The sequence below is a fragment of the Flavobacterium sp. IC2-16 genome, assembly GCF_055521455.1.
The window spans coordinates 487,001-505,635 of sequence record NZ_CM145480.1 but is presented as its reverse complement, the minus strand read 5'-3'; the positions used below and the strand labels follow the sequence as shown (position 1 = coordinate 505,635).

Annotated in this window: 18 protein-coding genes; 9 read left to right on the top strand and 9 right to left on the bottom strand. The window is 37.0% G+C overall.

Features of this window, described 5'->3' with window-relative positions; all coding sequences use genetic code 11:
* Positions 1-29: 29 nt before the first annotated feature.
* Positions 30-431 carry a hypothetical protein gene (locus tag ACZ1JT_RS02210; protein ID WP_465094538.1) on the bottom strand — a complete coding sequence of 134 codons (402 nt, stop codon included), beginning with the start codon at positions 429-431 and terminating at the stop codon, positions 30-32.
* A 134-nt stretch (positions 432-565) separates the two neighbouring features.
* Here ACZ1JT_RS02210 and ACZ1JT_RS02205 point away from each other — a divergent pair, with 134 nt between their 5' ends.
* From ACZ1JT_RS02205 to ACZ1JT_RS02195, 3 genes are all read left to right on the top strand, one after another.
* A complete protein-coding gene (locus tag ACZ1JT_RS02205) occupies positions 566-940 on the top strand; it encodes a hypothetical protein (RefSeq protein WP_465094537.1) in 375 nt (124 codons plus the stop codon).
* 98 nt (positions 941-1,038) lie between these two features.
* On the top strand, positions 1,039-1,839 hold the full coding sequence (locus ACZ1JT_RS02200) for an MbnP family protein (RefSeq protein ID WP_465094536.1): 801 nt from the start codon (positions 1,039-1,041) through the stop codon (positions 1,837-1,839).
* Positions 1,840-1,893: 54 nt separating this feature from the next.
* Positions 1,894-2,850, top strand: a complete 957-nt coding sequence (locus ACZ1JT_RS02195) for a transporter family protein (protein ID WP_465094535.1) — start codon at positions 1,894-1,896, stop codon at positions 2,848-2,850.
* Positions 2,851-2,884: 34 nt separating this feature from the next.
* Here ACZ1JT_RS02195 and ACZ1JT_RS02190 read toward each other — a convergent pair whose 3' ends face one another.
* The 7 genes from ACZ1JT_RS02190 to ACZ1JT_RS02160 form a co-directional block, all read right to left on the bottom strand.
* Positions 2,885-3,460 (bottom strand): hypothetical protein, encoded by a 576-nt coding sequence (locus tag ACZ1JT_RS02190; protein ID WP_465094534.1) that lies wholly within the window; start codon positions 3,458-3,460, stop codon positions 2,885-2,887.
* Between the two features lie 79 nt (positions 3,461-3,539).
* The gene (gene secA, locus ACZ1JT_RS02185; RefSeq protein ID WP_465094533.1) at positions 3,540-6,905 is read right to left on the bottom strand and encodes a preprotein translocase subunit SecA; all 3,366 of its coding nucleotides are present in this window, start codon (positions 6,903-6,905) and stop codon (positions 3,540-3,542) included.
* An 89-nt stretch (positions 6,906-6,994) separates the two neighbouring features.
* Positions 6,995-7,216, bottom strand: coding sequence for a DUF2795 domain-containing protein (locus ACZ1JT_RS02180; protein WP_002986941.1), 222 nt, complete (start codon positions 7,214-7,216; stop codon positions 6,995-6,997).
* A 159-nt stretch (positions 7,217-7,375) separates the two neighbouring features.
* The gene (locus tag ACZ1JT_RS02175; protein ID WP_465094532.1) at positions 7,376-7,948 is read right to left on the bottom strand and encodes a cob(I)yrinic acid a,c-diamide adenosyltransferase; all 573 of its coding nucleotides are present in this window, start codon (positions 7,946-7,948) and stop codon (positions 7,376-7,378) included.
* Between the two features lie 153 nt (positions 7,949-8,101).
* Complete coding sequence (locus ACZ1JT_RS02170; protein ID WP_465094531.1) at positions 8,102-8,791, bottom strand: ABC transporter ATP-binding protein; 690 nt, start codon at positions 8,789-8,791, stop codon at positions 8,102-8,104.
* Positions 8,792-9,019: 228 nt separating this feature from the next.
* A complete protein-coding gene (locus ACZ1JT_RS02165) occupies positions 9,020-9,649 on the bottom strand; it encodes a carbonic anhydrase (protein ID WP_465094530.1) in 630 nt (209 codons plus the stop codon).
* 35 nt (positions 9,650-9,684) lie between these two features.
* Complete coding sequence (locus ACZ1JT_RS02160; RefSeq protein WP_465094529.1) at positions 9,685-10,464, bottom strand: O-methyltransferase; 780 nt, start codon at positions 10,462-10,464, stop codon at positions 9,685-9,687.
* A 147-nt stretch (positions 10,465-10,611) separates the two neighbouring features.
* On the opposite strand from ACZ1JT_RS02160, the gene ACZ1JT_RS02155 reads away from it, so the two are divergent.
* Positions 10,612-12,162, top strand: coding sequence for an SDR family oxidoreductase (locus tag ACZ1JT_RS02155; RefSeq protein WP_465095265.1), 1,551 nt, complete (start codon positions 10,612-10,614; stop codon positions 12,160-12,162).
* Between the two features lie 70 nt (positions 12,163-12,232).
* Here ACZ1JT_RS02155 and ACZ1JT_RS02150 read toward each other — a convergent pair whose 3' ends face one another.
* Positions 12,233-14,092, bottom strand: a complete 1,860-nt coding sequence (locus ACZ1JT_RS02150; protein ID WP_465094528.1) for an ABC-F family ATP-binding cassette domain-containing protein — start codon at positions 14,090-14,092, stop codon at positions 12,233-12,235.
* A gap of 91 nt (positions 14,093-14,183) precedes the next feature.
* On the opposite strand from ACZ1JT_RS02150, the gene ACZ1JT_RS02145 reads away from it, so the two are divergent.
* From ACZ1JT_RS02145 to ACZ1JT_RS02125, 5 genes are all read left to right on the top strand, one after another.
* The gene (locus tag ACZ1JT_RS02145) at positions 14,184-15,344 is read left to right on the top strand and encodes a glycosyltransferase family 2 protein (protein ID WP_465094527.1); all 1,161 of its coding nucleotides are present in this window, start codon (positions 14,184-14,186) and stop codon (positions 15,342-15,344) included.
* A gap of 84 nt (positions 15,345-15,428) precedes the next feature.
* Positions 15,429-16,733, top strand: coding sequence for a dihydrolipoamide acetyltransferase family protein (locus ACZ1JT_RS02140; protein ID WP_465094526.1), 1,305 nt, complete (start codon positions 15,429-15,431; stop codon positions 16,731-16,733).
* A gap of 98 nt (positions 16,734-16,831) precedes the next feature.
* The gene (locus tag ACZ1JT_RS02135; RefSeq protein WP_465094525.1) at positions 16,832-17,602 is read left to right on the top strand and encodes an exonuclease domain-containing protein; all 771 of its coding nucleotides are present in this window, start codon (positions 16,832-16,834) and stop codon (positions 17,600-17,602) included.
* A gap of 73 nt (positions 17,603-17,675) precedes the next feature.
* The gene (locus ACZ1JT_RS02130; RefSeq protein ID WP_465094524.1) at positions 17,676-18,287 is read left to right on the top strand and encodes a fumarylacetoacetate hydrolase family protein; all 612 of its coding nucleotides are present in this window, start codon (positions 17,676-17,678) and stop codon (positions 18,285-18,287) included.
* A complete protein-coding gene (locus ACZ1JT_RS02125) occupies positions 18,288-18,632 on the top strand; it encodes an Hpt domain-containing protein (protein ID WP_465094523.1) in 345 nt (114 codons plus the stop codon).
* Positions 18,633-18,635: the final 3 nt, after the last annotated feature.

Below are 18,635 nucleotides of genomic sequence, written 5' to 3'. Positions count from 1 at the left end.
AAGGTATGTCCTTTTTTATTTCTGCTACTTTATTTGGAATTCCTAAAAGCTACCAAAGTAGCATCGGGATTTTGAAAGGTAGGTGGCTGTTCGGTAATCGAAGCTACTCGTTTTTTGTTTAGTTTCAAGGTGTAATCAGCCTCTGTAGTAAACAATAAAAGCCATAGAAACGGATTGTTGATGTAAGGCGTAAGTTCGGCTTCTACGTCATTTAATTCAACAATTTTATCAATTTCCTGCAAGCCTTCTTTGTAGCTTTTAAACGTTACATTGGCTTTTAAGGTGTCGTCCACAACAATGGTTCTCACATAAATATTCAGCAATTCGGGTTTGCCTACCGTTTTGGTAAGGGTTAATTTAGCAAAAGTACCCTCGGCTATACTGGATAATACTTGGTTAAAAAAGGCGCTGTATACTATGGTGTTCGACATTGTTTTTTTGATAAAAGTAGCATTAACATTATTGCTCGATACAAAATTACCCTTTTGTTCCTGATACTGGTATTTTCTTTTAAAAAATATCTTTTGGAGAAGAAAAATTTCAATTTGAGTCGTACTTTTGCCCCGTGAAAAAAGCCATAGTACTTATCGTATTTTTATTTGTTTTAAAGCCCGTTCTTCCGGTTTTAGAATATGTTTTTAATTACGATTACATTGTAAAAGAACTATGTGAAAATAAAGCAAAACCTCAATTGAAATGTAACGGTAAATGTCATTTGATGAAAGAAATGGCTAAAAATGCCGAAACAGACACGCCTTTGTCTTCCGATAAAAAAGCATCCCATCAAGAATTGGAAGTATTATTTATCGAGAACGGAATTTCGTATACGTTTTCAACTCCAAACTATTTCGTTTCAAAAGAAGTAAATTCAAGATACACGAATACCTACAACTACACCTCTCAAACGGCAGTATTTCATCCGCCTTCGTATTTAATTTAAACTGGTTTTATTCTTTTTGATTCTGTTCAACAATAGCATTAAGAAGGTTTTTGTATTCGGATTTTTCCGAATGAATTACTAATGTTTTAAATTAAAAAATGAAAAATACACTTAAAAACACGATTGCTGCATTAGCAATGGTTACTACTTTGGCATCTTGTACCAACGATAATGCAAACGATATTTCTGGAAAAGGAAGTTTAGCCATTGAATTTGATAATATTTTTAACGGAGCGGATTTAATTTTAGATACGCAAGCCAATACCACTTCGCAAGATGAGGTTCTGAAAATAAGTAAGGTAAAATATATCGTAAGTAATATTGAGCTTACGAAAGAAGATGGTACCACTGTGGTTTACCCGAAATCGGAAAGCTATTTTATAGTGAATGAAGCCGATGAAAACACTCATGTATTAGAACTTTCTAATATTCCGGCGGGTAATTATACGGCAATTAAATTCGGAATTGGTGTAGATCATGCACAATACGATTTAGGTGAAACCGCACAAGGGAATTTGATTGCATTGGCAGAAACAGAAGCAATGATTTCGTCGTGGGCAGCTGGCTATAAATTTGTTGCTTTCGAAGGGGTGTTCACATCGCCTACGGTTAGTACAGAAACGTCATTTATGGTGCATACGGGTAAAACAGGAACCGATTACAACTACACCGAAATAACATTAAATTTCCCAGACAAAGCGTTGGTTAGAACGACAATTACTCCAGAAGTACACATTATGGCCGATGTGGCTAAATTTATTGACGGAGTAAATAAAATAAAGCTTTCGGATAACAACACTAGCGGTACTGGAACTACAATTACAAGCGGATCTAATTTGTCGTTAATTACAGCAAATCTTCAAGGGATGTTTTCTGTAAATCATGTGCATAATGATTAAAACATAGTGCACACGAATGCATTTGTTTTGTTTCACTTTTCAGAATTCAATTTTATGAGAAAATATATAGGTTGTTTGCTGCTGTTTTGTTTTTCCGTTTCGGGAGCTACTGTTCACGACAGTTTACCGGTAATGAATGAATTTAAAAGGCAAATGCTTTTGTTGGAAGACGATTGCGATGCTTGCGGTTGTTCTGCCAGTGGAGGGAGTATGGGTTTTGCCTCAATGCTAAATTCTAATTTCATTGGGTTACGCTATTTTAATCAGTTATACCGCAGCAACGATATGCTGTACACCAATTCGAAATGGAATAACGAAAACTTTAATACTATACAGCTCTGGGGCCGAATTCCAGTAACGCAAAATATTCAAATCTCGGCCTTATTACCATACCATTTTAACACGCGAGAAACCGATAGTGGTAACCAGTCTATTTCGGGAATAGGTGATATGACCGTTTTAGGAATGTACCGCGTATATCAAACGCATCGGGATAGTACTTTTTTTGTACATACCTTGCAAATGGGTGGTGGGGTTAAAATGCCAATTGGCAAATACGATGCGGCTAACAATGGGAGTGTGAATCCGAGCTTTCAATTGGGAACCGGGAGCTGGGATTATTTGCTGGTTTCGGAATACACAATTAAACACAAATCGATTGGTTTAAATACAATGGTAAATTATATTGTAAAAACTGAGAATCAAAAGCATTATCAGTTTGGCAATCAATTGAATTATGCCGGAACGTTCTTTTATCTTATGGAAAATGAAGTCTTTTCTTTTGCACCTCAATTTGGACTTGCAGGCGAAGTGTACGAATCTAATAAGCAATACGGAGAAAAAGTTCGAAATACTGCTGGGAATGTTGTGTTTGGTAAATTGGGTTTAGAAGCTGGGAAAGGCAAATATTCTTTGGGTACCAATGTGATGTTGCCTATAAGTCAGAATTTAACAGGAGGAAGGGTAGAAGCCCAATACCGTTGGAGCATTAATTTTAATTATAGTTTATAAAAAAAAACGCCTCTGTATGCAGAGGCGTTTTTTTTTATAATCCTAGTTGTTTTCGAGTATCGCTAGTAATAATTCGATCAAGAAAATCTACTTGTTGGCTGTCGTAGTTTAGAAATCGCCATTGTTTGTTTGTTGTTTCATCAAAAACGGCAATAAGCATATCGTTACCTTCTAATAGAAAACTGTTGCGTTCTTTTTCGTAGGTGATTTTTTTATCGTTCATGCTTTCTTTGAAGGCAGCAATCATTGCAGCTACAGTTTCATCGTCTAAGGGTTCTTCAAATTTCATACGCATAGCATTATCGTATGTAATGATGCAAAACTTCTGCTTTCCAATAGTTTTTATCTCAGAATACTTAAATTTCGGATTTGGATAAACAAAGCGAATGCTAAATTCCTCATTTTGAAAGGTTTTGTCGAGCGTTTCATACATGGTTTTACGGTCTACTATTTCAAATACTTTCGGATACGTATAATCTAAAATAGTATTAAAATCCATATTGTAGGTTGCTTCGTAAACTTTTAGCGTTGCAGTTTTTAGATTGTTTAAGGATTGAGACCAACTTTGCAAGCTCAATAGTAAAACCAATAAAAATAAGCGTTGTTTCATAATATATGTTTGCATAAATGTAATAAAAAAATCCCTAAATACAGTGTAATTAGGGATTTGCTTTATTGTTTTGGAAAAACTATTCGTTAACGATAATCCATTCTCCAGAAGCTAATAGCGATTCTGCTTTTTTGAATTTCATAGTTTCTGTTTTACCACTCATTACATGTTTAATGGTAACATTGTCGTTACGATTAATTTTTGGAGCATCACGAACAATCGTTTCGGTTACATGCTGTTGTGCTTGGTGTTGCGCTTGAGCTGCTTCACGATTTCTGGCTGCCATTTCATCGGTATTTAAAACTTCTTCTTTAGAAGTAGTATACTCTTCACGTTGTTGTGCAACTTCTTCGGCTTCTTGAATGTTGTTAGGGTTTTGTGAAGGTAAATCACCTTTGAATAAGAATGAAATAACTTCTTTATTAACACCGTCTAACATGTTTTTGAACAAGTTAAATGCTTCAAATTTATAAATCAACAATGGGTCTTTTTGCTCATGAACGGCTAATTGTACCGATTGTTTTAATTCGTCCATTTTGCGTAAATGCTTTTTCCAAGCTTCATCTACAATGGCTAATGTGATATTCTTTTCGAAATCGGCTAATAACGATTTTCCTTCCGATGTGTAAGCTTTCTCTAAGTCGGTTACTACATTTAACGATTTGATACCGTCTGTGAAAGGAACAACAATGCGTTCAAACTGACCGTTGTTGTTTTCATATACATTTTTAATAACAGCGTAAGCTTCTTTAGCGTTTCGGTTTTGTTTATCCGTATAAGCTTCCATAGCCGCTTTATACACTTTACCTGATATTTCAATTTCGGTTAATTTGTTGAAATCGCTTTCTGAAACCGGAGACTCGATTGCGAAATAACGAATCAATTCGAATTCGAAATTTTTGAAATCTTTAGCGGTTTTGTTGTTTTCAACAATTAATTCTGCCAAATCATACATCATGTTGGCAATATCAACTTTTAAGCGTTCTCCGTGTAAAGCGTGACGACGACGTTTGTAAACTACTTCACGTTGAGCATTCATTACATCGTCATATTCTAATAAACGTTTACGAACACCAAAGTTGTTTTCTTCTACTTTTTTCTGAGCTCTTTCGATAGACTTGGTCATCATAGAATGTTGAATCACTTCTCCTTCTTTGATTCCCATACGGTCCATTAGTTTTGCAACTCGCTCAGAACCAAATAAACGCATTAAGTTGTCTTCTAATGAAACATAGAATTGTGAACTTCCTGGATCTCCTTGACGACCTGCACGACCACGTAACTGACGGTCTACACGACGCGAATCGTGACGTTCTGTACCGATAATAGCTAAACCACCAGCCGCTTTTACTTCGTCGGTTAATTTAATGTCGGTACCACGACCTGCCATATTGGTAGCAATAGTTACAACTCCAGGTTTACCAGCTTCAGCTACAATTTGAGCTTCTTGCTTGTGTAATTTTGCATTCAATACGTTGTGTTCTACACCACGCATTTTTAACATACGACTTAATAACTCAGAAATCTCAACCGAAGTTGTACCAATAAGTACTGGACGACCAGAAGCAGCAATTTGCTGAACATCTTCTGCAACGGCGTTGAATTTTTCACGAACAGTACGGTAAATTAAATCTTCTTTATCTTTTCGAGCAATTCCACGATTGGTTGGAATTTCTACAACGTCTAATTTGTAAATTTCCCAAAACTCTCCCGCTTCAGTTACAGCAGTACCGGTCATACCCGATAATTTTTTGTACATACGGAAATAGTTCTGAAGGGTAATGGTAGCAAACGTTTGAGTAGCAGCTTCAATAGTTACATTTTCTTTTGCCTCAATAGCTTGGTGTAATCCGTCAGAATAACGACGACCATCCATGATACGACCTGTTTGTTCATCAACAATCAAAATCTTGTTGTCCATGATTACATATTCCGTATCTTTTTCAAATAAAGTATAGGCTTTAAGTAATTGCGTTAACGTGTGAATACGCTCGCTTTTTACACCAAAATCCTGAAACAATGTTTCTTTGGCTTGCGCTTCTTCTTCTTTTGATAATTTTTGTCTTTCAATATTGGCAATTTCAGTACCAATGTCCGGTAAAATAAAGAAATCGTCAGATGTGTCTTTAGAAAGGAATTTGATACCGTTATCGGTTAATTCCACCTGATTGTTTTTCTCTTCAATTACAAAATACAACGCTTCGTCCACAATTGGCATTTTGCGGTTGTTATCTTGCATGTATTCGTTTTCTGTTTTCTGAAGAATTTGTTTTACACCTTCTTCCGATAAGAATTTGATTAACGCTTTGTTTTTTGGTAAAGAACGGTAAGCACGTAATAACTGGAATCCTCCATCTTTCGTGTTTCCTTCTTTGATAAGTTTTTTAGCTTCGGTTAAGAAACCGTTAGCCAACTGACGTTGAAGGTTGTATAAGTTTTCGATTTTAGGTTTTAATTCGTTAAATTCATGACGATCACCTTGTGGAACCGGTCCTGAAATGATTAACGGCGTTCTAGCATCGTCAATTAATACCGAGTCAACCTCGTCGACAATGGCGTAATTGTGTTTACGTTGTACTAACTCTCCTGGAGTATGCGACATGTTGTCACGTAAATAATCGAAACCAAATTCGTTGTTGGTACCATAAGTAATGTCTGCATTATATGCGCGACGTCTTGCATCGGTATTAGGTTGGTGATTGTCAATACAGTCTACCGTCATACCATGGAACTCGAACAATGGTGCTTTCCAGGTGCTGTCACGTTTAGCAAGGTAGTCGTTCACGGTAACCAAATGTACACCATTACCGGTTAAAGCATTTAAATACAAAGGTAATGTTGCTACTAGGGTTTTACCTTCACCGGTTTGCATTTCGGCAATTTTACCTTGATGTAAAACAGTACCACCAATTAACTGAACATCATAGTGAATCATGTCCCAAGTAATGGCTTTTCCGGCAGCATCCCATGAATTAGACCATATAGCATTGTCACCTTCGATGTTAATATATGCTTTAGTAGCTGATAATTCACGATCTTTTGGAGTTGCTGTAACTGTTATTTGTGTATTGTCTTTAAAACGACGTGCTGTTTCTTTTACCACAGCAAAAGCTTCTGGAAGTATGTCGTTTAAAACTTTTTCAGAAATTTCATAAGCTTCACCTTCTAAAACATCAATAGCAGCATATAAATCTTCTCTTTTGTCGATGTCTTCAGTAGCCTCTGCTTCCAATTTTAAAGCTTCAATTTTAGCATCTTTTTCAGCTCTAGCATTTTTAATTTGCTCTTTGAAAAAAGTTGTTTTAGCTCTTAACTCATCGTTAGTTAGTGCAGCAAGAGCACCTTCAAACGATTTAACTTTAGTTATAAGGGGTTGTATTGCTTTTACGTCTTTTTGAGATTTATCTCCCACAAAGGCTTTTAATATGCTATTTATGAAACTCATAATTTTGTTTGTTTGTTTTCTATATAATGTGTGCAAATTTACACAAAAAAAAAGCCTCATTTGAGACTTTTTCGCTGTGTGTTTATTTTTTAATATTCATCCTCGTTCCAAAGATAATCTTCGTCTGTTGGATAATCCGGCCAAATCTCCTCCATCGACTCGTAGATCTCGCCTTCATCTTCTATAGACTGAAGGTTTTCAACAACTTCCAGTGGAGCTCCGGTTCTAATCGCATAGTCGATAAGCTCATCTTTAGTAGCTGGCCAAGGGGCATCGCTTAAATAAGATGCTAATTCTAATGTCCAATACATCTTTAATGTGGATTTATAGTTTTATGCAAAAATAAATTTTATACTGAAAAAATCAAGTAATTTTTTTTTTATTTTAAAAAAAGTTAAGAACGTTGGTTTTTTGGAGTTTAATTTTTAGATGAAATCACCTGTTTTTTTGTGGTTAAACACCAGAACTGATTACTGTTTTCTGGGAATCCATTTCACTTCGTCAGCCTGCAGGTCAAAAGACAACTTTCGTGCCAAGACAAAAAGGTAGTCAGAAAGTCGGTTTAAGTAGGTTAAAACCAGTCCGTCTATCACTTCAATTTCGTTTAAGTGTGTGGCTAAACGTTCGGCGCGACGGCATACACAGCGCGCAATATGACAATATGACACGGTGGTGTGTCCTCCGGGAAGTACAAAGTGTGTCATAGGGGGTAATTTCTCCTCCATTTGGTCAATTTCATTCTCTAGGAGTGTGATGTCTTCATCGGAAATTCGGTTTATATTTAAACGTTGTTGTCCGTTTTTAAGAACTTCTTTTTCTGGGGGAGTTGCTAGTATGGCACCAACAGTAAACAATCGGTCTTGAATTTCGATTAGAATATTTTTATATAACGGATTGATGTCCTGATCGCGAATTAATCCGATATAGGAGTTTAATTCATCTACGGTTCCATAACTTTCAATACGGATGTGATGTTTTGGAACGCGCGTTCCTCCAAATAAAACCGTTGTTCCTTTATCGCCGGTTTTGGTATATACTTTCATTTTTTGTGAGTTGCTAAGTGTCGAAGTCGCTAAGTTACTGAGTTTTTAGTTTACAGTTATTACGAATGAATGTTTTAGATTGTTTAAACCAAAACTAAATAGTAATAATTGAAATTGTTAGGTAGTGTTGCAGCTTAAAACTGTGAGTGAATACTACCTGTTTGGATTGTCACTTTCTATTACACCATCTTTTAAACGGATGATTCGATGCGCGTGCTTAGCAATATCTTCTTCGTGTGTAACTAAAATAACAGTGTTTCCGTTAGCGTGAATTTCATCAAAAAGATTCATGATTTCTACCGATGTTTTACTGTCAAGATTTCCTGTTGGTTCATCGGCTAAAATAATTGACGGATGGTTTACTAAAGCTCTTGCTACAGCAACACGTTGACGTTGACCTCCAGATAATTGATTGGGTTTGTGATCCATACGATCGGATAAACCAACCTGGGTTAAAACGGTTGTAGCTCTTTTGTTACGACTTTCTTTATTGTGTCCGGCATAAATCATGGGCAAGGCAACATTGTCTAAAGCTGTAGTTCTAGGCATCAAGTTAAAGGTTTGAAAAACGAAACCAATTTCGGTATTACGTATTGCAGCCAATTCATCATCCTCCATTTTGCTGACATCTTTTCCGTTAAGAATGTAACTCCCAGATGTAGGTGTATCTAGACAACCCAATAAATTCATTAAAGTTGACTTCCCAGAACCTGATGGTCCCATTAATGCTACATATTCACCTTTGTTGATTTGTAAATCGATTCCTTTAAGGACATATACGGTTTCGTTTCCTAAAGGGAAATTACGTGTAATCCCTTTGATGTCGATTATTGGCTGTGACATTTTAATTTATTTTGCGGTTTAAAAATAGTAAAACGAAATATGATATGCACATAAGTAGCTAAAATTGGGTATTTGTTACAAAATAAAACTCCTTGTTCATCTACAACAAGGAGTCTTAAAAAAAGTATGATGTGCGATGAGCTACTGCTCATCTGCCGATGGGCTATAACTCAATGTAAAGTTATTGATTATAAGTTGATTATATTTGTTTTTGATGTTATATGTTTGTTAAAAATCAATTTTGTAAATTTCTGAGATTCCTTTAAGTATTTCAGAGAAATCGATTTGTAAATCAATTAGTTTTCCAGTATGGATGTCGAAAATCCAGCCGTAAACTCGTAAACCTCTTTCTTGAAATGCGCGTTGTACTTCGGCAGTTTTTATAACATTAATGCATTGTTCTTGAACATTTAGTTCGGTAAGTCTTTGATAGCGTTTCTCTTCATCTTCAATAGCATTCAATTCTTTTTTATGAATACGATAGACATCTCGTATGTTTCGTAACCAAGGATTTAAAATTCCTAAATCTGCTTGCTGCATTGCTGCTTTAACACCACCACAACCATAATGGCCACAAACCACAATGTGATTTACTTTTAGATGTACAACGGCATAGTTGATAACGGACATCGAATTCAAATCGGTGTTAGGAACCATGTTGGCAATGTTTCTGTGAACAAAAACCTGACCGGGTGCTAAGCCCATTAATTCTTCAGCAGTTACGCGGCTGTCAGAACAACCAATGTATAAGAATTCTGGCGTTTGTCCTTCAGAAAGTTTATCAAAATATTGAGAATCTGCTTGTAATTGCTTTGTAATCCAGTCTTTATTGTTCTCAAAGATTTGCTCAATATTCATATGCGTTGTTTTAGAGTTTTAAAAGTACAAAAAAGCTAAATACGTATGGTAAAATGTTCTTTTTCCTGCTCGTAACGGAAAAAAACAAAGCCCCATTGAAAGGTGTCTATTGTAACTGTTACGCTTGGATGGTTTTTGATGATTTCCCATGCAGATTCCATATCTTCAGACCAGTGAATGTCGTCAAAAATCCAAACTGTATCATTGGTAATGGTGGGAAGTAAAAGTTCGAAATAGTCTAGCGTCGCTTTTTTGGAATGGTTGCCATCAAAATAGATTAGTTGATAGTGTTCAACATTCTGTTGGTAGTTTTTTAAGTAGTCTGTAAATTCAGCGACAACAGGCGTAATGTTATTGAGTTGAAATGTGTGAAACTGCTTTTGAGCAATACTGGATGTTTCCGGACAACCTTCCAAAGTAGTGATTTTTCCCTTCGGGCTTCCCAAAGACAGGGCAGACGTAGCCAACCCAAGTGAAGTGCCGATTTCCAAAATCGATTCCGGCTTAAAATAATTTGTTATTCTGTACAGTAATTCAGCTCGTTTTGGTGTAATTCCTGCGGTTTGGGCAATTTTTGAAATTTGTCTGATATTTGATTTAAACACTCGCGAACCCGCTCCAAAATCAGTGACTTCAATGGTGTTTTTATTCTTTAAAAGTGAATTTCTGTATTCTTTTAAAACGGAGTATTCAGGTTTCGATTTTTTATCATAAAAACACTTTGTTACCAAAGAATAGACAAACGGCGAATGAACTCCGTGTTGGTTTTTGGAATGCCAAAGAAAATTAAGATAGGCTTTTATTTGAAACAGCATAGTCGAGTACAAGGTTTTACAAACAGAGGGCGAAGATACAAAGTCATTTTAAAGCATGGAATCGTTTGCCGTAAAAAGTTGAAACCAGATTTAAAAACTATATTTGCATCCTTAGCAGTTCTGCCAAGAACAATATCTTGATTTATGATGACGAAAGATGAAATAGAAATTCCCAATGCCATAACTTCGGAAGAAATTGACAAATGCATTGCACTCTTAACTCAGTTAAACACCAATACCGACCAAATATTTGAGATTCCTAAAGAACAGCGAACAGCCTTGATAAAAGCGGCAGGGCAATTTTCCAGACCCAACCGCGATGAACTTTCCCGCAGAAAAAAAGACGGGAAATTAGTAGCCAAACGCAAAAAGGAAAATGCCGACAAAACCGCACGAAAGGAAACCGGAATTCGGACTGCCCGCGAAGCAAGTGTGTTTGTGGCACCAAAATTATTAGCCGCCGCAGATCTTGCCAGCAAAGAGCAATTGGAATTGGAAACACCCAGAAATTGTTACGTCTGTAAAACGCCTTTTACGAAACTCCATCATTTTTACGATACGATGTGTACCGATTGTGGTGATTTTAATTATGCCAAACGCTTTCAAACGGCCAATGTAAAACGGCAAATCGCCGTGGTGACAGGCTCTCGTTTAAAAATCGGGTATCATATTACGTTGATGCTTTTACGGGGTGGCGCAACGGTGGTTGCAACTACTCGTTTTCCTGTAGATTCCGCTTTGCGTTTTGCTCAGGAAGCCGATTTTATGGAATGGGGACACCGCTTAAAAATTCACGGATTAGATTTAAGACATATTCCCAGCGTAGAGATTTTTTGCAATTTTATCGAGCAAAAATACGGTCGCTTAGACATTCTGATTAACAACGCTGCACAAACCGTAAGACGTCCGGCAGGATTTTATGCGCACTTAATGGAAAATGAAGAACGTCCGGTTGGTTCTTTACCGAAACAAGTTCAGGACTTATTGTTTGATCACACCGATTGTTTGCAGGAATTGAAACTATTAACTTCTGGTGCATCTTCCAATGAGAATATGCCGGTAACCTGGCATGGACCGGAACCGGGAATTGGGTTGCGGGCTTCAGCGCAGTTGTCGCAAATTCCGTATTCTTTTGATAATGCACTGGTGGCCAACGAAGTTTTTCCGGAAGGAGCATTGGATGCCGATTTACAGCAAGTCGATTTACGAAAAACCAACAGCTGGCGTTTAAAATTAGGACAAATTGAAACTACCGAAATGCTTGAAGTGCAATTGGTAAATTCGGTGGCGCCTTTTGTGTTGTGTAATCGTCTTGCGGAAGTCATGAAGAAGGATAAAACGGGGCAAAAGCACATCATCAATGTTTCTGCGATGGAAGGCAAGTTCTATTACGGTTATAAAGATGCCCGTCATCCGCACACCAACATGGCTAAAGCAGCATTGAATATGTTAACGCACACGGCTGCAGGCGAATTGGCTAAAGAGGGGATTTTTATGAATGCGGTAGATACGGGTTGGGTTACCGATGAAGATCCTGCTGAAATGGCAAAAAGAAAGCAGGAGGAAGAAGATTTTCAACCGCCTCTTGATATCGTTGATGGAGCCGCAAGAGTTATGGATCCGTTGTTTGATGGTATTAATACAGGCAAGCATTGGAGCGGCAAATTCTTGAAAGATTATGTGCCGATAGCTTGGTAAAGGCCTTTTTTAAATAAAAAACCACAACAGAATTAATTCTGTTGTGGTTTTATTTTTTCAAGCTATTTCGTTATCCTTCCATTTTAGACGAAAGTTCAAACCAGCGTTCTTCTTTTTCTTCTATTTTTTTGATGATATTCTGCAATTCGTTGGCTTTCTTTTCGATATCAGCATCGGCTACTTTTCCGTCTGAAAACAATTGTTCGATTTCCTTTTTCTTCTGTTCCAAATCTTTGATTTCGCGCTCAATTTTCTGAAACTCTTTCTGCTCGTTAAACGATAAACCTGATGAAACCGGATTGCTCTGTTTCCAGTTCACCTTTTCTTTTGGTTCGTCTTTTACAGGTTCCACGCTGTCTTCGTAGGCTCTAAAATCAGAATAATTTCCAGGGAAGTTTTCAATCTCACCTTGTCCTCTGAATACAAACAAATGATCCACAATTTTATCCATGAAATAACGGTCGTGGGATACTACTAATAAACATCCCGGATAATCCAAAAGGAAACTTTCAAGAACGTTCAATGTCACGATATCCAAATCATTCGTTGGCTCATCCAGAATCAAAAAGTTCGGATTCTGAATCAAAACAGTACACAAGTACAAACGTTTTAATTCGCCACCACTTAATTTTTCAACGTAATCGTATTGTTTTTTGGCATCGAATAAAAAGCGTTCTAACAACTGTGAAGCCGAAATAATTCTTCCTTTCGCCAATGGGATGTATTCGCCGTATTCTTTGATAATGTCAATGACACGCTGTCCCGGTTTGGGGTTGATGCCGCTTTGGGTGTAGTAGCCAATTTTGATGGTATCGCCAACGACAACTTTCCCACCGTCAAGCGGAAGCGTTCCGGTTAATAAGTTCAGAAACGTGGATTTTCCTGTTCCGTTTTTTCCGATGATACCGATTCGGGCACCGCGTTGAAAATCGAAACTGAAATCATTCAAAATAACTTTTTCGCCGAATTTTTTGGAGATTTTGTGAAGCTCGATAATCTTACTTCCCATGCGCTCCATATTAATTTCCAGCTCGACTACATTTTCTTTTCTGCGGCTTTCAGCTACTTCTTTAATTTTATAGAAATCGTCTTGGCGTGATTTCGATTTCGTCGTACGCGCTTTAGGCTGACGGCGCATCCAAGCCAATTCTTTAACGAAAAGGTTTTGCGCTTTATCAATCGTTGCATTTTCCGAAGCGATTCGCTCTTCTTTTTTCTCTAAATAATAGGAGTAATTTCCTTTGTATTGGTATAGTTTTCCGTTGTCCAATTCGATGATTTCGTTACAAACACGCTCCAAAAAGAAACGGTCGTGCGTAACCATGAACAACGTGATGTTTTCTTTAGCGAAGTAGCTTTCCAACCATTCAATCATTTCCAAATCCAAGTGATTGGTGGGCTCATCCAGAATTAATAAATCCGGACGGTTGATTAAAATAATGGCTAGCGACAAGCGTTTTTTCTGTCCACCGGAAAGATTTTTTACTTTCAGTTTGAAATCTTCTAATTTCAGCTTGAATAAAATCTGTTTGAACTGGGTTTCAAAATCCCAAGCGTTGTGACGGTCCATGTCGTCGAAGGCTTTTTGATAGGCTTCTTCGTCTTCCGGGTGCTCCAATGCTTTTTCGTAGCGTTCAATTACCTTTAAAATTTCGTTGTCCGAGGCGAAAATGCTTTCTTCAATTGTTAATTCGTCCTGTAAATTGTGATCCTGTGATAAAAAAGCCATTTTGATGTCTTTACGCACTACCACTTGACCTGTATCGGGTTCGTCTTCGCCATTGATGATTTTCATGATGCAGGTTTTTCCCGAACCGTTTTTGGCAATGAAGGCAATTTTTTGGTCCTTGTTAATTCCGAAAGAGATGTCTTTGAATAAGGTTCTTTCACCAAATGATTTGGAAATATTTTCGACTGATAAGTAATTCACAATAATAAATTTCTGCAAAAGTAAGCTATTTCAAACGCAATCAAAATTTTCAAATTTTCAAATTGATTAATTTTCACATTATATTTGTCTGATGCAACTATCTGTAATTATTCTCAACTATAATGTCCGCTATTTCTTGGAACAATGTGTTTTTAGTGTTCAAAAAGCACTTTCAACCATTGAAAGCGAAATTATTGTAGTCGATAATTGTTCAGCAGATGATAGTTGCGAAATGATGAAACTACGCTTCCCTAATGTAAAACTCATTGAGAACAAAGCTAATCTTGGGTTTCCTAAAGGGAATAATATTGGTGTAGCTGAAGCAAAAGGCGAATACATTTGTATTTTAAATCCTGATACTGTAGTTGCGGAAGATACATTTGAAAAGGTATTAGCTTTCGCAAAATCAAAAACCGATGTTGGAATAGTAGGCTGCAAGCTAATTGACGGGACCGGAAATTTTTTGCCCGAATGCAAACGTGGTGTGCCAACGCCATGGGTGGCATTTACCAAAATCTTTGGCTTGTATAAAATCTTTCCAAAATCTACTTTATTCAATAAATATTATGCACAACAGTTGTTGGAAAACCAAACTGGTAAAGTTGATATACTGGTAGGTGCTTTTATGGTAATGCAACGTGATTTGTATTTAAAGGTAGGCGGTTTCGACGAAGACTGTTTTATGTATTCCGATGATATCGATTTGAGTTATATGGTTTTAAAATCGGGGAAATCCAATTATTATTTTCATGAAACTTCGGTGATACATTATAAAGGAGAAAGTACGGTGCGTGACGGAATGTATATGAAACGCTTTCGGGAGGCGATGCGGTTTTTCTATAAAAAACATTTTGGTGGTTCTGTAGTATTTGATGTTTTGATGCAAATTGGCGCGTTTGCTTTTTCGCTGTTGAAGAAATCTCAGCAAAAAAAAGTTGTTTATGCTGTAGATGAATACATTTTGTTTTCTACGGTTGAATCGCTGAAAAGCAAATTGGAAAAACAACTACAAAAAATGATAACATGCATTACTAATATTAAGGAAAATGATTTATTTTCGCAAGCAAATACTCCAGATAAACATGTAGAAGTTCTTTTGGACGGCACTAGTTTTTCATTCAAAGAAATCATTGCTTTTATGGAGAAAAATAAGAACAGAGGATTTACCTTTAAAATCATTCCTGAAAACAATAGTTTTATGATTGGAAGTAATAGTAGTAATGATAGAGGTGAAATAATCGAAATTGAGTAAAAAAATGCATATTGTGAAATTATAAATCGAAATAATTAGTAATTTTGCAATCCAAATACGAAAACACAACTTTAGTTTAAAGATATGGCAAAGTTTGAATTGAAATTGCCCAAAATGGGAGAAAGTGTTGCTGAGGCAACAGTAACCAACTGGTTGAAAAAAGTTGGAGATAGAATTGAAATGGACGAAGCAGTACTTGAAATTGCTACCGATAAAGTAGATAGCGAGGTGCCTTCAGAAGTTGCTGGAACCCTTGTGGAAATTCTTTTCAATACAGACGATGTGGTTCAGGTAGGACAAACGATTGCTATTATCGAAACAGAAGGTGGTGCAGTTGCAGCAGAAGCTCCAAAAGCAGAAGTGGTTGCGGCTCCGGTTGCAGAAGTAGTAAAAACTGTTGAAACAGCTAAAGAAATGGCTGCTCCTGCAGATTTTTCAGCATCAGATAAATTCTTCTCGCCATTGGTTAAAAACATTGCTAAAGAAGAAGGAATCTCTTTAACAGAACTAGAATCAATTCAAGGTTCAGGAAAAGATGGAAGAGTTAATAAAGAAGATATTCTAAATTATATCAAAAACAGAGGAAGTCAGCCAGTTGCGGCAGCTCCTGTGGCAGCAGCTCCGGTAGCAGCGGCACCAGTTGCGGAAGTAGCTAAAGCGGCACCGGTATCTGTAAATGGTGGCGATGAAATCGTGGAAATGGACAGAATGCGTAAGCTAATTTCCAAATACATGGTGGAATCGGTACAAACTTCGGCGCACGTTCAGTCATTCATCGAAGTAGATGTAACCAACATCGTGAAATGGAGAGACAAAGTGAAAAACGCTTTCGAAAAGAGAGAAGGTGAGAAATTGACGTTCACGCCAATCTTCATGGAAGCAGTTGCAAAAGCTTTGAAAGATTTTCCAGGAATGAACATTTCAGTTGATGGTGAATACATCATCAAACGTAAAAATATCAACTTAGGTATGGCTGCGGCTTTACCAAACGGAAACTTAATCGTGCCGGTAATTAAAAATGCAGACCAACTAAACTTGGTTGGTATGGCCAAAGCGGTTAACGATTTAGGAAACAGAGCAAAAGCAGGTAAATTAAAACCAGACGATACACAAGGTGGTACTTACACGGTAACCAATGTGGGTACTTTTGGATCTGTTTTCGGAACGCCAATCATCAACCAGCCGCAAGTGGGAATTTTAGCTTTAGGGGCTATCCGTAAAGTGCCTGCGGTTATTGAAACTCCAGAAGGTGATTTCATTGGTATCCGTCAGAAAATGTTCTTATCGCACTCTTACGACCACCGTGTTGTAGATGGAGCGTTAGGAGGAAGCTTTGTAAAACGTGTTGCGGATTACTTAGAAGCTTGGGATATCAACAGAGATATTTAATACAGAATAATAGATATAAAACCCGTCACTTACTTGGCGGGTTTTTCTTTTGAATTGATTTTGATTCGACTATATTTGTAAATACATAATAAAGAATAATGGAGTTAAAACTAAACAGACCTATTTGCTTTTTCGATTTGGAAACTACCGGAATAGATGTGGCTCGCGACAGAATTGTAGAAATTGCAATAGTTAAAATATATCCCAACGGAAATAAAGAAAGTAAAACTTGGTTGGTAAATCCGACTATTCCGATACCACCTCAGTCAACTGCTGTACACGGAATCACAAATGAGAAAGTAGCGAATGAACCGACTTTTAAGGAATTGGCTTCTCAGGTTCACAACATGATTAAAGATTCGGATTTGGCAGGATTTAATTCCGATCGCTTCGATATACCGTTGTTGGCAGAAGAATTGTTACGTGCCGAAGTCGATTTTGATATGAAAAACCGAGTTTCGGTAGATGTACAAACAATCTTTCACAAGATGGAAGAACGTACGTTGAGTGCAGCGTATAAGTTTTATTGCGGACAAACGCTAGATAATGCGCACAGCGCGGAAGCCGATACCATGGCAACCTATGAAATATTAAAAGCCCAATTGGAACGTTATCCGGAATTGGAAAACGATATGAAAACCTTGTCGGAATTTACAACACGTAAAAAATCTGTTGATTTTGCCGGATTCATTGCCTTGAATGCTGAAGGGCAGGAGATTTTTACCTTTGGAAAACACAAAGGTGCTTTGGTGGATGAGGTGTTGGAAAAAGAACCTGGGTATTTTGGATGGATCCAAAACGCCGACTTCCCATTATATACCAAAAAAGTACTTACTGGAATCAAATTAAGAAAACTGAATACTAAGTAGTAATGACTAAGTCACAGTGGACAGTTGCAGTAAGCAGGCTGAAAACTGAGACTGAAAACTGAGACTGAAAACTATGAAGATTATCTGCATCGGTCGCAATTACGCCGACCATATTTCAGAATTAAATAACGAACGTCCGTCAGAACCGGTTATCTTTATGAAGCCGGATACTGCCATTTTGCCAAAACAATTTCCTTTTGTGATTCCAGAATTTACCAATGAAGTACATCATGAAGTAGAGGTTTTGGTAAAAATCAATAAAGTAGGAAAATATATAGATTCTAAATTTGCTCATAAATATTATGATGAAATTGGTCTTGGAATCGATTTTACAGCTCGAGATTTACAAGCCGAATTAAAAAGTAAAGGACTTCCGTGGGAAAAAGCAAAGGCATTTGACCATTCAGCGATAATAAGTGACTTTTTATCGAAAAAAAACTTCAGTTCACTTGAAAATATTAACTTTGAATTGCTGAACAACGGAGCGGTCGTTCAACGTGGAAATACAAGTCATATGTTGTGGAAAATTGACGAGCTGATTGCCTATGTTTCTCAGTTTTTTACACTTCGAACAGGTGACATAATTTTTACAGGAACACCGGCCGGAGTAGGCAAAGTGCAACCGAATGATGTTTTGGAAGGTTATATGGAAGGACAACAACTTTTTAGAATTCAGGTAAAGTAAATGGCGATACATTATAATTTATCAAAAGTCTATGAAATTTCGGATAACGATACGGAATTCGCACAGCAAATTATTAACCTTTTTATAGAGGAAGTTCCGGTAGAATTAAAATCTATTAAGGAAGGAATCGAAGAGAAAGATTATACGAAAACTTACGCTTCATCCCATAAAATCAAACCTACTTTGGATTTATTGGGAATGGATTTGGCCTACGAAGAAAACCTTCAGGTAATGGAGTGGACCAAAGCTAAAGGAAAGCGAAAAGAAATAAAAGAAGTGTTTAAAAGTTTAAGAGAACACATCGAAAATGCCCTGAAAGAAGTAAAAAAAGATTACAATTTATAGCTT